The organism is Boudabousia tangfeifanii, assembly GCF_001856685.1.
Lineage (GTDB): Bacteria > Actinomycetota > Actinomycetes > Actinomycetales > Actinomycetaceae > Boudabousia > Boudabousia tangfeifanii.
This window is the reverse complement of record NZ_CP017812.1, coordinates 1,572,936-1,588,242: the sequence shown is the minus strand read 5'-3', so window position 1 is coordinate 1,588,242 and position 15,307 is coordinate 1,572,936. Positions and strand designations below refer to the sequence as shown.

Below are 15,307 nucleotides of genomic sequence, written 5' to 3'. Positions count from 1 at the left end.
AAAGGAAGAAAATGACGAATCAACCATTACCCCAAGCCACTATCTTGGGCTACCCTCGCATCGGTGCCAATCGTGAACTCAAGCGGGCCCTCGAATCCTACTGGGCCGGCAAGAGCGACCAGGCGGCTTTGGAAACTGCCGCACAGGAAGTACGCCAGCAGACTCGCGACCGCCTAGCAGAACTGGGCTTAACTGCTCCTTCTGCCCAGATTGCTGACTTCACCTACTACGATCAGATGCTGGAAGTTTCTGCCGCCCTCGGCGTGGTACCTCCTCGATTCCAGGATTTGTTGGCCGAGGACGGCTCCCTCGACCTCGACGCCTACTTCACCCTAGCCCGCGGTAAGGGTGATTTGGCAGCTCAGGAAATGACCAAGTGGTTTGATTCGAACTACCACTACTTGGTTCCCGAAATCGACGAAAATACCAAGATTGACTATGTTGGCAAGAACCTCGCCAACCAGGTGCGTGAAGCAGTGGCTGCAGGTGTCACTCCACGCCCAGTGGTAGTTGGTCCAGTTACCTACTTGTTGCTTGCTAAGGCCAGCGATGACGCTAAGGAAGGTTTCTCGCCGCTAGATCGTTTGGGCGATGTGCTCCATGCCTATGGCCACCTGCTCATGGATCTGCAGGCTGCTGGTGCCCAGTGGGTACAGTTGGACGAGCCAGCTTTGGCCAGCGATACTTGGGAAGTTGATGGCTACGCCATTGCCCAAGCAGTGAAGGAAGCATACTCTTGGCTGGGCGCGATTGTAGAGCGTCCTCAGATTTTGGTTGCCGGCACTTACGGTTCGATTGAAGAGTACTTGCCGATTTTGGCCCCTACTTTCATTGAAGGTGTGGCCCTTGACTTGGTGGCAGGCGAAGTCCCAGCAGCCGAGGCCTTGGCTGAACTTGGTGGCAAGACCGTTGTGGCTGGTGTGGTTTCTGGCCGTAACATTTGGCGCACCAACCTTGACGTGGCTGCCGAAAAGCTTGCTCAGGTGAAGGCTGCCTTGCCAGAAAACACTCCGCTAGTTGTTGCCACTTCGACTTCCTTGCAGCACGTGCCTCATAACGTTGAGCGCGAAACCGCTCTTGATGAGCAGCTCCGCTCTTGGTTGGCTTTTGCTGACCAGAAGGTGGGCGAAGTACAGGTACTCGCTCGTTTGCTAGCCGAGGGCGAGGATGCCGTTCAGGCCGAACTCGAACTCGATCGTCGTTTGCGTGAAGAACGTGCTAACCACCCTGGCGTCAAGCGTGCTGAAGTTCGTGAACGTGTGGCCCAGGTCAGCGATGCCGATCGTACTCGTACCCCTTATGAAGAGCGTGAGCCAGTGGCCTCGGCCAAACTGGGACTCCCACCATTGCCCACCACCACGATTGGTTCCTTCCCACAGACCAAGGAAATCCGCGCTGCCCGCGCTGCACACCGCGCCGGCAAGCTTTCGGATGCTGATTACCAGCAGGCCATGAAGGACGAAATCGCCCACGTGGTCAAGTTGCAGGAAGAACTCGGCTTGGACGTCCTCGTCCATGGCGAAGCGGAACGTAATGACATGGTGCAGTACTTTGCCGAACTTTTGGAAGGCTTCAGTGCCACCCAGCACGGTTGGGTCCAGTCCTATGGTTCGCGTTGCACCCGTCCGTCGATTCTCTGGGGCGATATTACCCGTCCGGCTCCAATGACCACCGAATGGTCGGCTTATGCGGCTTCCTTGACTGACAAGCCGATGAAGGGCATGCTTACGGGTCCGGTCACCATCATGGCTTGGTCCTTCGTTCGTGATGACGAAGAAAAGGGTCAGGTTGCTGACCAGCTAGGATTGGCTTTGCGCGACGAAATCGCTGACCTAGAAGAGGCCGGCATCAACGTGGTGCAGGTAGATGAGCCAGCGATTCGCGAACTCCTCCCACTGCGGGCGGCAGACCGGCCGGCATACCTCAAGTGGTCGGTTGATTCCTTCCGCTTGGCTACCGGTGGCGCGTCGGATGAAACTCAGATCCACACTCACTTGTGCTACTCCGAATTCAACGTAGTCGTCGACGCAATCGATCACTTGGATGCGGACGTTACCTCGATTGAAGCTTCTCGTTCGCGCATGGATATTCTGCCAGCAGTGGCCGAGCACGGTTTCGGTCGTCAGCTAGGCCCAGGTATCTACGATATCCACTCGCCTCGCATTCCTTCGGTGGAAGAACAAACCACTCTCTTGCAGGCCGCGGTTGATGCGCTCGGAGCTAAGGCGCTTTGGGTCAACCCAGACTGCGGCTTGAAGACCCGCGGTTATGCCGAAGTTGAGCCAGCCTTGGCCAATATGGTGGCTGCTGCTAAGGCAGTGCGTGAAACTCTCTAAGAGTTAGAATCAAGCCAGTTTTGACGCCCTCGGAAAGATTGACCGAGGGCGTCAAAACGTATCTTCACCTAACAACCGTTAGAATTGGGCACAGGATTGTTGCGATAGAAGGAGAAGCCGATGGGGAAATGGTCGCCATTTTCAGGGAACTTTTCGCCCGACCCCGCTAGCTCGCGAAAATCGCATCGAGATCCCAAAAAGAGCGAAGCAAAAATTACAAAGCCCCCGGTTAATGCTGAAACCGAATCAGCAGCAAACCGTTCCTTATCTGGAATGGAAGCAGAAGAGCACTCTTATGGGTATGATCCAATGACTGGTGACTTTGATGAAGCCACCCTCGCTAAGATTGACTGGAAAATCAGGCGCAGGGCTTTTCGCAGAACTCTTGGTCAACACTTGAAGAAATATGGTTTCACCTATCTGGTCATCATTATTGCGTTAGGATATTACTTTTCTGGCTCTATCCTTCCATTCTTCTCTAGCGCATATGAGCGTTTTTATCTAGGCAGAGCGAATGATACTTATGCATATTTCTCCTCATCGAACGGGGAAGTAAACCGGCAAAGAGCTGAAAAGGCGGTTAAACATACTGATTTTGGTAAAGCTAAATTTCTTTCTAAAAAGGCGCAGGCACTAACGGAAACAGAAGCCATCGAGACTGCCAAAACTATCGTTTCTCATTTACAAGCATGGAATATTGATGCTTTGAAACAAGATTTTAGGTTGCGTCCACGTTCCTTAGAACTGCTTGAGGCCTTTCCAGATAAATCGGTTGATTGGTCCCAGCTATCTTGTGATCCGGCTAAGTGGCAGGTAGAAATTTTTCAGAAGCAGCCTGAACAGTTGGTGTTAGTGCCAAATAAGGTGCGACAAGCTCGGGTAATTTGTCATTTTTCGACACCATTTTTGGACCAAAATAGAGCTGTATTTTCTTTTGTGCAGAACGATAAAGGTTGGTTGCTACACGATACGACGATTCTCCCAGTACTTTATGTTCCTTTTATCACCGTGGCGGCTATTTTTCCCGAGTATGAAATCAAACATGGCAACCAGACCACTACAGTTAGGCTGCACCGTCCAAATGTGAAGGAAAGTCCCGCATTGGCCTTACAAACGGCAGAGCGATCGATCGGCTTAAGGTTCTATGTTTACCCGGGGACTTATCAGGTGCAAGAAACCTGGCCTAATGGGTTCTATGAAAATGGGGAAAAGCAAGACATTTCGCTAGCAAAGTCTGCCATGAAGTACGTGCAAAGGGCGGATCATCCTAAACCTACCGAAAAATTGAAACGGACTGCCGGAATACTCGCAGAACAGTACCTGAAGAAATGCAATAACAAATCGGAAAATAAATGGGGCTGTCCTGAGCCGTTTGCTCTTAATAAAGAATTAACGGTCCGTTACCTGTTTGATCAGGCCAGCTGGGACACTAGATTCCTGAACACTTTTAATCATGTTGAAATTCAGGTTCCTGCCCGTCAGTCCGGCCATTACGAAGAAGGCAAAGTAACTATCTACATGCAAAATCTGAGGGTAGATGAAGATGGAAATATCACCGGTGTGGTAAATAAGATTAGAAACTTCTAATCGGCTGCCGATTGAAAAACCAGCAGCCGATTACTAAGTTGGGTCTATCCTCGCCCACCCAAGTGGGGGCAAAAGTGGTTGGTATTCTTAGTTGACGTCAAGGCCTAGCTCGGTAGCTGCCCGATCAAGTTCTGCTACCCATTCATGAGCAGAGACATCAGAAGGCATCCGCCAATCGCCACGGGGGCTCAAGGCTCCGCCCGCTAGCACCTTGGGGCCATTAGGTAGGGCAGAACGCTTGAACTGGTTCGCGAAGAAACGCCAGAGGAACAAACGCAACCAGCGGTAAACCTCTTGCGGAGAATAGGCAATACGGTCTTCCTGCGGGTAGTCTCGTGGCCAATCTCCGACCTCGGCCTGGTTCCATGCAGAGTTAGCCAAGAATAGAATCTTGGAAGGTTCGAAGCCGTGGCGTAATAGGTAGAACAGATTGAAATCCTGCAAGGCGTAAGGGCCGATCTTGTCTTGGGTGGATTGCGGCTTTTCGCCTTCCTTTGCGGGAATCAATTCTGGGGAAATCTCGGTGTCCAAAATGGAGAGCAAAACTTCGTTAGTTTCATCGTTAAACTGACGATCTGCTACTACCCAGCGAATCAAATGCTGGATCAGAGTCTTGGGCACGCCAGTATTGACTCCATAGTGAGACATTTGGTCGCCCACCCCATAGGTACACCAGCCCAAGGCAAGTTCGGACAAGTCGCCGGTGCCCAAGACAATGCCACCCAAGTGGTTGGCCAAGCGGAAGAGGTAGTCGGTGCGCAAACCAGCCTGCACATTTTCAAAGGTCACGTCGTAGACCGAGTCGTCGGTTACCCCCGGATGGTACGGGTGCCCCAAGTCTTTAAGCATCTGGGTAGCTGCGGGACGAATATCAATCGTTTCGAAGCTAACGCCAAGACCTTCACAGAGCTTTTCCGCATTCGACTTGGTTCGTGCCGAGGTCGCAAAACCGGGCATGGTGTATGCCAAAATATCGGTCCGAGGACGACCCATCAAGTCCATCGCGCGCGCAGCCACAATCAGGGCATGGGTAGAATCAAGACCCCCAGAAACCCCAATCACAACTTTAGCGTCCCCAATCGCCTTAAGGCGCTTAATCAGGCCATGGACTTGAATCGAGTAGGCTTCATAGCAATCTTGTGCCAGCTGACTTTCATCATTTGGCACGAATGGGAATCGATCAACCGGATTGAGGAAGGGGACTTCGCCTTCGGGCACTGACAGGGAGAAATTGACCAAGGAGTGCGGCAAGCGAAGATTATCGCCCGCCTCATCGCTCGTTAAATCGGCCAAGACTCGGCGATTGTCATCGAGGGAACCATTGCGACGATATTCGGCAGCAATCTTCGCGACGTCAATATCAGCCAAAGAGTAATGCACACCGGTAACAAAGCGCTCGGACTGGGCCAGTAACTGTCCACTTTCGTAGATCATGGTTTGTCCGTCCCACGACAAGTCGGTGGTAGATTCACCCTCCCCAGCAGCCGCATAAACGTAGGCCGCATTGCAACGTTCGGACTGGGACTGGCACAGCAAATGACGCGAGGCCGACTTGCCCACGGTGATGGGCGAACCAGACATATTGGTCAAAATGGTGGCCCCATGTAAAGCTGCCGCAGACGATGGCGGTACCGGTACCCACATGTCTTCACAGATTTCGTTAAAGAGTACAAAATCAGGCAGGTTGTCACAGTTGAAAATGAGCTGTCCAACTAGCACCTCATCAGTACCGGCAAAGCGCTCTAGATACTGTGGCCCGCGAAGTTCATGACCGGAAGTAAAATGACGCTTCTCGTAGAATTCTCGATAGTTAGGCAGGTAAGTCTTTGGCGTGATCCCCAAAACTTCACCTTGGTGAATGGTCACCGCACAGTTATACAAACGGCGGTTGATTAACACCGGGGCCCCAATGACAAGGAGAGGCATTAAATCTTTAGTTTCAGCACAAATCTGCGCTAGACCGTCCTCGACACTGTTGGTTAGGCGATCTTGCAACAATAAATCGTCAATGGCATAGCCACTCATACAAAGTTCAGGGAAAACTGCTAAAGCTACCTGTTTTTCATGGAGCTCCTTAGCAATTTCGATAATAGTCTGCGCATTTTTGCTTGGCTGAGCAGGCACCAAAGGCATGGTAACCGCTGCGACTCGAACAAAACCATGACGATAAATATTGTTGAAATGCATGCTTTGATTATGCCACGAGGCGCAAGTTTTCGGGAGAAAATATGCTAGCCGAGGACGAGCTCGGCTAGTGAAGTACCACGTGCCTAAAGGGGAAAACAAAACCGCTACCGGACCAAGTCCGGTAGCGGTTTTGGCGTCAGAGACGCGAAGTTAAACTAGGGTGTTTTCACACCAAAGTCATAGCCTGGCGAGCAATCGCCAATTCTTCGTTGGTGGGGATAACCAAGACGCGGACAGTGGAGTCCGGAGTGGAGATTTCCCGTGCTTCCTTGGAGCGAACATTGTTCTTTTCTTCGTCCAACTTCACCCCGAATGGAGCGAGGCGGGCGACCAACTCGGCACGCAAGTGGCTGTCGTTCTCGCCGGCACCTGCAGTGAAGGTGATGGCGTCTAGGCCACCCATGACGGCGGTGTAGGAACCAACGTACTTGAGCAAGCGGTGGAGGTAAACGTCCAAGGCAAGGCGAGCCTGAGCTTCGCCAGCTTCAGCGCGTTCACGAACGCCACGCATGTCATTGTCGCCAGTCAAACCCTTGAGGCCGGACTGCTTGTTGAACAAGTTGTCGATTTCTTCGACCGACATCTTGGCTTCGCGCACCAAGTGGAACACTGCGGCTGGGTCGATATCGCCAGTACGGCCACCCATGACCAAACCTTCGAGTGGGGTCAGGCCCATCGAGGTGTCAACGGCCTTGCCATTGACTACGGCTGAGGCGGAAGCGCCGTTGCCAAGGTGCAAAACGATCTGCTTGAGATCATCGCGACCAAGGAATTCGGAAGCAGCGCCAGAAACGAACTGGTGGGAGGTGCCGTGAGCGCCGTAGCGACGGATCTCGTACTTATCGGCAACTTCCTTGTTCAAGGCGTAGGTGGCAGCTTCATCAGGTAGACCCTGGAAGAAAGCGGTGTCGAAAACAGCTACGTGAGGCACATTCGACATGAGCTCGCGGGCCACATCGATGCCCTTGAGGTGAGCAGGGTTGTGAAGTGGGCCAAGTGGGCACAGGTCGCGGATCTTCTGTTCTACGGCCTCGTCAATAATGGCTGGGCCAGAGAAGTACTTACCCCCCTGAACGACACGGTGGCCGACAGCGACGATGTTAGCTTCCGAAAGCTTCGGGCCGACCTCGTCAAACAAGGCCAAGACCTTGCGTAGACCATCGCCGTGATCGGGAACTGGGCCGTCGATTTCCTTTACGGTTTCACCGTACTTGTGCTCAATGTGACCGGTTTCTTCCCCAATACGTTCAACCAAACCCGAAGCGAGCGAGGTGCCAGCTGCGGGATCGACCAACTGGTACTTAATGGAGGAGGAACCAGAGTTAATAACTAGAACAGTTGCTGCAGTCATCAATAAATCTTTCTTTTACTACTAAGCGGTTAGCTCACTGCAAGTGAGCTTGTGCCTGGACCGCAGTGATTACTACGGTGTTAACAATGTCTTCAACCAAAGCGCCACGCGAAAGGTCGTTTACTGGCTTCTTCAAGCCCTGGAGAACTGGACCAACTGCGGTAGCGCCCGAGGTGCGCTGCACGGCCTTGTAAAGGGCGTTACCCACGGACAGGGAGGGGAAGATGTAAACGTTGGCCTGACCAGCCACAGGGGAGTTCGGCATCTTCGCGGCAGCGACGGTTGGGTCGTAGGCGGCGTCGAACTGGAGTGGACCGTCGAGGACGAGCTCAGGAGCCTTTTCCTTGGCCAAACGAGTTGCTTCCTTAACCGCATCAACGTCTGGGCCGGAACCGGAATCGCCGGAGGAGTAGGAGATCATGGCTACCTTCGGATCAATGCCGAAATCACGAGCGGTCTGAGCCGAGGAGATAGCGATGTCAGCCAACTGTTCTGGGGTTGGGTTCGGGTTGACGGCGCAGTCACCGTAGACGTGAACCTGATCTGGCATCAACATCAAGAAGACCGAGGAAACGATGGCAGTGCCAGGCTTGGTCTTAATGGTCTGGAAAGAAGGCACAATGGTGTGAGCGGTGGTGTGAGCAGCGCCCGAGACCATACCGTCAGCATCGCCAAAGTAAACCATCATGGTGCCGAAGAAGGAAACATCCTGGACAACTTCGCGAGCCTTTTCTAGGGTCATGCCCTTCTTTTCGCGGAGCTTAGCGTATTCGGTAGCGTACTTTTCCACGAGTTCTTCGTCGTGGTTCGAAACGACCTTGGCGCCCTCAATATTGAGGCCAAGTTCAGTAGCACGAGCACGCACCTGAGCTTCTTCGCCAACCAACACAATGTTGGCAACATCAGCAGCCAAAAGCTGTTCGGTAGCGCGCAAGATACGATCGTCATCAGGTTCTGGCAAAACGATGGTGGTCTTTTGCTTGCGAGCCTGTTCCACCAAACCCAACTGGAACTGTAGTGGGGTGGTGATTGGGTTGACTTCAGCGTTCAAAACGCGGTCGAGGTGTTCGCCGAAAGCGGCCCGCAAGGTGGCAGCGGCCTCGGCGGTTTCAATCTGACCAGCAGCGATTACTGGCACATTAAGATCAGCTAGTTTTTCTCCAAGATGAGCGGCCTGAACGGCAGGTTCAGGGCAGTCAACTACCAAAATGCCAGCCAAGGTAGCGTGAGCCTGAGCTAAGGAAGCGGCAGCTGCGCGCGAGGACTTGCAAGGGCAACCAGCAGCCTTAGAAAGTACCAAAAGCACTGGAGTCGCTGCGTTAGCGGCAACCTCGGCATTGAAGCCGAATTCGTCCCAACCATTCATACCTTCAAAGTTGGAACCTAGAGCCAAAGAGAAACCGGATAGGCCGCGGCTGTATTCAACTACCTTTTCCAAAGCAGCATCACGATTCTCAAGCACTTCTGCGTAAGAAGCTACTGGGAGAATGTCGCCGAAAACTTCACTAGGACGAGGCTTTCCCACCGTGCGCCAGAGATTCACTTCCTTCCCTTGGCGTTCGATTAGTTCGGCCAGGCCGACAGCGATCGCGTCACGCGATGCTACCGGGGTAAGAGTTAGTACAGACAGGCTTTGCACCTTAGTCATCCTTCCCACGGGGTAGATTACCTTTACAGCCCTTATGTTAGTGGGATTAGCGCAAAGTAGACGTTCGAGCGCGTATGTTACCTAACACATTGGGCGAATTTAGTTCCCTTTTAGGCACTCATAACCTCGCCAAGCACTGTAATCTAGGAGGGTGAGTGACATTCTAAAAACCGACAGTGGCCAACTGCGCCCTGTACTTGTAGTTGATTTTGGGGCGCAATACGCCCAGCTGATCGCCCGACGCGTGCGTGAAGCCAAAGTTTATTCAGAGATCGTGCCGCACACCATGCCGGTAGCGAAAATGTTGGAAAAAGATCCAGCGGCAATCATCCTCTCGGGTGGTCCGTCCTCGGTTTATGCCGAAGGCGCTCCCAGCATTGACGCAGAGATTTTCGAGGCCGGAATCCCCGTCCTCGGTATTTGCTACGGTTTCCAGACCATGGCTGCTGCCCTTGGTGGCAAAGTGGGCCGTACCGGTACTCGCGAATACGGGCACACCGACACCAAGGTAGAGAGCGAATCTTGCCTCTTCGCTGGCACTCCGCTAGACCAGTCGGTCTGGATGAGCCACGGTGACGCGGTGCAAGCAGCTCCTGAAGGCTTCCAAGTGACTGCTTCTACCAAGGAAACTCCAGTTGCAGCCTTCGAAGATCCAGCCCGTAAGCTCTATGGTTTGCAATGGCACCCAGAAGTTAAGCACTCACCATTTGGTCAGAAGGCGCTGGAAAACTTCCTTTATGAAGGTGCCGGCCTAGAACCAACTTGGACTAGCGGCAACATCATTGATGAGCAGGTTGAAAAGATTCGTGCCCAGGTCGGAGATAAGCAGGTTATCTGTGCTCTTTCCGGTGGCGTGGACTCCTCAGTCGCCGCAGCGCTGGTTCACAAGGCGGTTGGTGACCAGCTCACTTGTTTCTTTATCGATCACGGTTTGCTCCGTGCCGGTGAACGCGAACAGGTTGAACAGGACTACGCCTCTTCGATGGGCATCAAGGTTGTTACCATTGATGAATCCAAGCGTTTCCTCGACGCCCTAGCTGGGGTGAGCGAACCAGAAGCAAAGCGTAAGATCATCGGTCGTGAATTCATTCGTTCCTTCGAAGCAGCTCAGCGTCAGCTATTGGCCGAGGCCGGGGACAACGCCAAGGACATTGAATTCCTCGTGCAAGGTACTCTTTACCCAGACGTAGTCGAATCCGGTGGTGGTGAAGGCACTGCGAACATTAAATCGCACCACAATGTTGGTGGCTTGCCTGATGACCTCACCTTCGAATTGGTTGAGCCTTTGCGCGACCTCTTTAAGGATGAAGTCCGCGAAATTGGCCGTCAGCTGGGGGTACCGGAAAAGATTGTGGCTCGCCAGCCTTTCCCAGGCCCAGGCTTGGGCATTCGTATCATTGGTGAAGTCACGTTTGATCGTCTTGAAACGTTGCGTGCTGCTGACTTGATTGTTCGTGAAGAACTAACTGCTGCCGGCATGGACGAAGAAATCTGGCAGTGCCCAGTGGTACTTTTGGCCGATGTTCGTTCCGTTGGTGTTCAAGGTGACGGCCGCACTTACGGTCATCCCATCGTCTTGCGCCCAGTTTCTTCCGAGGACGCCATGACCGCTGACTGGACTCGTTTGCCATATGACTTGCTCGCTCGTATTTCAAACCGAATTACCAACTCGGTAGAAGAGGTAAACCGCGTGGTCTTGGATTGCACTTCCAAGCCACCGGGGACCATTGAATGGGAGTGAGCGAAAAATATTTCGCTTGAATTAGTTGTGGGCGGAGAACCTAGGTTCTCCGCCCACAACTAATTTTATTGGTTTATCGAATCAAGGTTTAAGGGCGACAAATTGCTTGCCAAATGGCCTGACGCACTTGGGAACGAGCAAACTTGGCAAACGGGCCATCTGCTAAATAGTCGTATTTCATTAACATCTGTCGCAGCATTTCGCCCCCTGCCGCTAATAATTCGCCGCGGCGATTAGCTTGGGTATAGGGGAGGAATTCGAGCACAGTGCGGATAACTAGGACAAAGTTGGCTCGAAGAATAATCTGAAAGGCCTCTTCGCCTTGTTCCCATAAGGTAATCAGTTCTTCTTCATGGAGCCGAGCAACTTCTGGATTCTTTCGGGCTAACTCGATGGCGTGCTGGGCCGCTACGCCTACTTCGATTTGTCTAGCGTATCGAGCCTCGGCCTCGGCAGAAAGAATTTGGGAGGCAACTAAAGAAGAGGAAGCAAAACTAGTTAGTGGGCGAGAATCGTCGCTATTTTCCCTAGGTTCGTGCGACCAGCGTCCCTGCCAAGCGGGGTGAGAACTTGGGAATCGACGGTAGGCAAAAGGTGGTAGATCGGGTTCCGCGGCGCGCAACGGTGAGATTTGGCTAGCCAAACTATCTGGCACGACGTTCGACTCCGTCTGGATGCTAGGGACCAAACGGAGAGCATTGCTGCTTGTATATTCGCTCATATCCTCACCACCTTTGGTACAAGTCACACTGTACGCCTTTGTTGCCACAAATAAAAATTGTTAGCTAAATTGCGAGCAATAATGTCATTTTGGCTATGAAATGTGCAGTTGTGAGCAAAAAGTTTCAATTGATATGATGGCTAAATGAGTAAACGTAAACCTCGTCCTTGGCCAGAACTCTCCGAAACTCTGGCAGCGCCGGTAGTCGATAACCATACCCACTTGCCTCTTCATGAAGGTGAGATCCCTAAAGCGGATGGGGTAAAGCTAGCCTTGGAGACACAGCTAGAACGAGCGGCACAAGTCGGGATTGAACGGATTATTACCTGTGCCTGCGAGGTAATGGATTTTGCTCCGATGCTGGCGATGGTTAGAAAATATCCACAGCTGAAGGTGGCGCTAGCAATTCATCCTAATGAGGCAGCCTTGCACGCTGGGTTTGCGGATCCAAGCCCAGACGGTATGACCCCAGATCTAAAAGAACATCATTCGATGTCGCTTGAAAGTGCGATTCATGCGGTTTGTGATGCTGCTGCAGACGAAAATGTGGTCGCGATCGGGGAAAGCGGCCTCGATTATTACCGTACAGCAGAATCGGGTCGCGAAGCACAAAAGCAATCATTTAGGGCGCATATTGAGTTAGCTAAGGCGTTGGATTTGCCACTACAAATTCATGATCGGGACGCTCATGCGGACACTATTGCTATTTTGAAAGAAGTTGGTGCTCCGGAAAAAACCGTTTTCCATTGTTATTCAGGTGACCGAGAAATGGCAGAGGTGCTGAAAGAAAACGGCTGGTATGCCTCTTTCGCCGGTCCGATTACCTACCCAGCGAATGGAGAATTGCGGGCCGCCCTCGGAGTATTGCCCAGAGAACTAGTGCTAGTGGAAACTGATGCTCCTTACCTAACGCCGGCTCCTTGGCGTGGCTGTCCAAACGCATCTTATGTAATGGCACATACCGTTAGATATATAGCTGAATTGTGGTCGATAACCGAGGAAAGTGCGGCAAATCAACTTACAAACAATACCAATGAGGTGTATGGCACTTGGTAGAACACGCGGAGTGACCGCGAGCGCGCTAAAGTGTAATTACTCATTTGCGATAAACATTTGGTAACAAATCGGTTACGCTTGAGTAGATCTTATTGCCTACTAATGAGGATTGTATGTCCGAGTTTGAAACTCCTGCGGTACCTGCTACGCCAGAAAATGCCGCATCTGATGCCAAAGCGACCGAAGAAAAGCCAAACCGTAAAAAGGGAATTATCATTGGTGCCGCAGCTGCTTTGTTACTAGCAGTTGGCGGTGGCGGCGCAGTAGCTGCCGCTTCTTTGCATCACTCTTACAAGATTGACTACGAAGGTAAAACTATTACCTCCTCACAGTGGATGGGTACCGTTGGTGATGCGCTTGAAGCCAACGACATCAAAGTGACGGATAAAGACACTGTCAGCCCAGATCCTGGCACCAAAATGACCGACAACACCGAGATCACCGTGGTTAAGGCCAAGCCATACACTGTCTTGGTAGATGGCAAACCGGAAGAAATCTGGACTACCTCAAAGAGCGCTGAAGATATTTTTAAGACTCTTGAATCAGAAGGCAAGCAGCCCCAGTTGGTAGCCACTGCTACCGAGAGTGCTCCTGAATTGCCGCTATTGGATCAGGTTGGCCAGCTCGACATGATTATTGGGGGACAGCCCCAAACCGTGAATCTTTCTGCTGGGGCAACCATGGCAGACGCCCTCGATACTGCCAAGGTAAAGCTAGAGCCAAAAGACAAAGCAACTTTGCGTGCCGAAAATGGCAAACTAAAACTACAAGTAACTCAAGTTCGGACTGAAGAACGTACCGAAACTAAACCAGTCGACTTTGAAACTAAGGAAGAAAAAGACGACTCCTTGCTACGCGGTACCACCAAGGTGGCTCAAGAAGGTAAGCCAGGTGAACGTACTATCACAATCGCGGAAACCAAGGTTGATGGTCAAGTAACCGAAAGTAAAGAAGTTAAGAACGAAGTTACTACCCAGCCAGTCGCTAAGGTTGTCAAGGTGGGTACCAAGGTGCCACCCGAGCCAAAGAAGACTTACACTGCCCGCGAAGAGCGTAGCAATAGCAAATCTTCCAACAAACGTAGCGCTCGCAAGCAGCAGAGCTCTAACAACGAGTCTCGTCGCGCCCCGAAGGCAGCTCCAGCTGAAAAAGCTACCCCAGGATCCGGTGTTTGGGCCGCACTAGCTCGCTGTGAATCTGGCGGCAATCCTCGTGCAGTTTCCAGCAATGGCCTCTACCATGGCTTATATCAGTTCACCGTCTCCACTTGGCGTTCGGTAGGCGGTTCGGGCTTGCCCAGTCAGGCATCCCCAGCTGAACAGTTAAAACGCGCCAAAATTTTGCAGGCCCGCTCCGGATGGGGGCAGTGGCCAGCATGTTCTCGTAAGATCGGAGTTCGATGAGCCTCTCTGGTATGGAGTGGAAAAAATGGTTGCCCGGTCCCCAAGGCTGGCAACCAAATCCACGTATTGTCTGGAGCGTTGCGGCAGTTAGTGCTGCCGCGGTAATTGGTCTTTCGGCCAGCCAGATTTCAGCCGCGCACCATGACGTTACCCTAGAAGTCGACGGCGTTTCCCGTCCAGTCTCAGTTTTTGGTAACCAGGTAGCCCAAGCACTTGACGCTGCCGGAGTGGAACTAGCTCCGCACGATCAAGTTACCCCTGCCTTGGATTCACGTCTGCTAACTGGCTCTCGGATTAGCGTTTCACGCGCCAAGAATGTGTCAGTCAAAGTTGGACAGAACCCAATCACCCTCTGGACTACCGCCTCATCCTCGGACGAGCTTCTTTCCGATCTAGCGGCACGTGGGCATGACACCATGATTGCCGCCTCGCGTGGCGAATCCCGTCCAGAACTAGAAACCTTGGCAAATCGCAAAGTGAATGCCACGATCAACGCCGACGGCAATACCACTGAGGTAGTAATTGCCCCAGGTAAAAAGATCGACGAGGTGCTAGCTAGCGCCAAAATTCAGCTTAGCCCGCTAGACCAAGTCGATCTCGCCAAAAACGGCTCCAAGATGACCATCGACGTCCACCGTGTCACGCGCGGTAACTTTACCGAAGAAGCGGAAATTCCTTTCAAAACCATTGAAAAAGAAGATCCTAGACTTTGGAAGGGCGAAGAAAAAGTTGCCAATGAGGGGATCCCAGGTCGCTTCTCCCGCACCATCTACCGCGAAACCCGTGACGGTCAAGTGGTAGTTGAAACCGAGGTCGAACGCCACGAAATTGCTGCTCCGGTAGACAAAATGGTCTTGAAGGGCACTAAGGAAAAGGCTGCTCCGCCGACTCTCGATCCTGAGACCGGTGACCTACTCGCCGATGTCCCAGTTCCCGAAAGCATTACCGGTACCACTCCCGCGTCCGCCAAACTCTTGGCCAAGGGCATGGTAGCCCAGCAAGGTTGGTCAAACTCCGAATTCCAGTGCCTCGAAAAGCTCTGGACTCGTGAGTCCAACTGGAACTACCGTTCACTCAACCGTTCATCGGGCGCGTACGGGATTCCACAGTCCTTGCCAGGCAACAAGATGGCAAGCGCTGGCCCTGACTGGCGCACCAACCCGGCAACGCAAATCAAGTGGGGCTTGGGATACATCAAGGGACGCTACGGGACCCCGTGTAACGCCCTCGGCCACTCATACTCACACAACTGGTACTAAACCGACTGATTCTTTTAG

Annotated in this window: 10 protein-coding genes; 6 read left to right on the top strand and 4 right to left on the bottom strand. The window is 52.4% G+C overall.

Features of this window, described 5'->3' with window-relative positions:
- Nucleotides 1–11 precede the first annotated feature (11 nt).
- Nucleotides 12–2,336, top strand: coding sequence for a 5-methyltetrahydropteroyltriglutamate--homocysteine S-methyltransferase (gene metE, locus BK816_RS06520; protein ID WP_071164448.1), 2,325 nt, complete (start codon nt 12–14; stop codon nt 2,334–2,336).
- Between the two features lie 120 nt (nt 2,337–2,456).
- On the top strand, nt 2,457–3,923 hold the full coding sequence (locus BK816_RS06515; RefSeq protein ID WP_071164447.1) for a hypothetical protein: 1,467 nt from the start codon (nt 2,457–2,459) through the stop codon (nt 3,921–3,923).
- Nucleotides 3,924–4,010: 87 nt separating this feature from the next.
- Here BK816_RS06515 and BK816_RS06510 read toward each other — a convergent pair whose 3' ends face one another.
- From BK816_RS06510 to pta, 3 genes are all read right to left on the bottom strand, one after another.
- Complete coding sequence (locus tag BK816_RS06510) at nt 4,011–6,110, bottom strand: NAD(+) synthase (protein ID WP_071164446.1); 2,100 nt, start codon at nt 6,108–6,110, stop codon at nt 4,011–4,013.
- A gap of 166 nt (nt 6,111–6,276) precedes the next feature.
- Nucleotides 6,277–7,461, bottom strand: a complete 1,185-nt coding sequence (locus tag BK816_RS06505; RefSeq protein ID WP_071164445.1) for an acetate/propionate family kinase — start codon at nt 7,459–7,461, stop codon at nt 6,277–6,279.
- Between the two features lie 34 nt (nt 7,462–7,495).
- Complete coding sequence (gene pta / locus BK816_RS09135) at nt 7,496–9,109, bottom strand: phosphate acetyltransferase (protein ID WP_083379128.1); 1,614 nt, start codon at nt 9,107–9,109, stop codon at nt 7,496–7,498.
- 184 nt (nt 9,110–9,293) lie between these two features.
- On the opposite strand from pta, the gene guaA reads away from it, so the two are divergent.
- On the top strand, nt 9,294–10,850 hold the full coding sequence (gene guaA / locus BK816_RS06495; protein WP_071164974.1) for a glutamine-hydrolyzing GMP synthase: 1,557 nt from the start codon (nt 9,294–9,296) through the stop codon (nt 10,848–10,850).
- Between the two features lie 88 nt (nt 10,851–10,938).
- Here the strand turns inward: guaA and BK816_RS06490 are convergent, their stop codons facing one another.
- Complete coding sequence (locus BK816_RS06490; RefSeq protein WP_071164444.1) at nt 10,939–11,571, bottom strand: hypothetical protein; 633 nt, start codon at nt 11,569–11,571, stop codon at nt 10,939–10,941.
- A gap of 144 nt (nt 11,572–11,715) precedes the next feature.
- Here BK816_RS06490 and BK816_RS06485 point away from each other — a divergent pair, with 144 nt between their 5' ends.
- The 3 genes from BK816_RS06485 to BK816_RS06475 all read left to right on the top strand — a co-directional run bounded on the left by BK816_RS06485 (nt 11,716) and on the right by BK816_RS06475 (nt 15,289).
- Nucleotides 11,716–12,627, top strand: a complete 912-nt coding sequence (locus BK816_RS06485) for a TatD family hydrolase (protein ID WP_071164443.1) — start codon at nt 11,716–11,718, stop codon at nt 12,625–12,627.
- 113 nt (nt 12,628–12,740) lie between these two features.
- A complete protein-coding gene (locus BK816_RS06480; protein WP_071164442.1) occupies nt 12,741–14,030 on the top strand; it encodes a resuscitation-promoting factor in 1,290 nt (429 codons plus the stop codon).
- Nucleotides 14,027–15,289, top strand: a complete 1,263-nt coding sequence (locus BK816_RS06475) for an aggregation-promoting factor C-terminal-like domain-containing protein (RefSeq protein WP_071164441.1) — start codon at nt 14,027–14,029, stop codon at nt 15,287–15,289. Before BK816_RS06480 ends, BK816_RS06475 begins: the two co-directional genes overlap by 4 nt.
- The last annotated feature ends 18 nt before the right edge of the window (nt 15,290–15,307 follow it).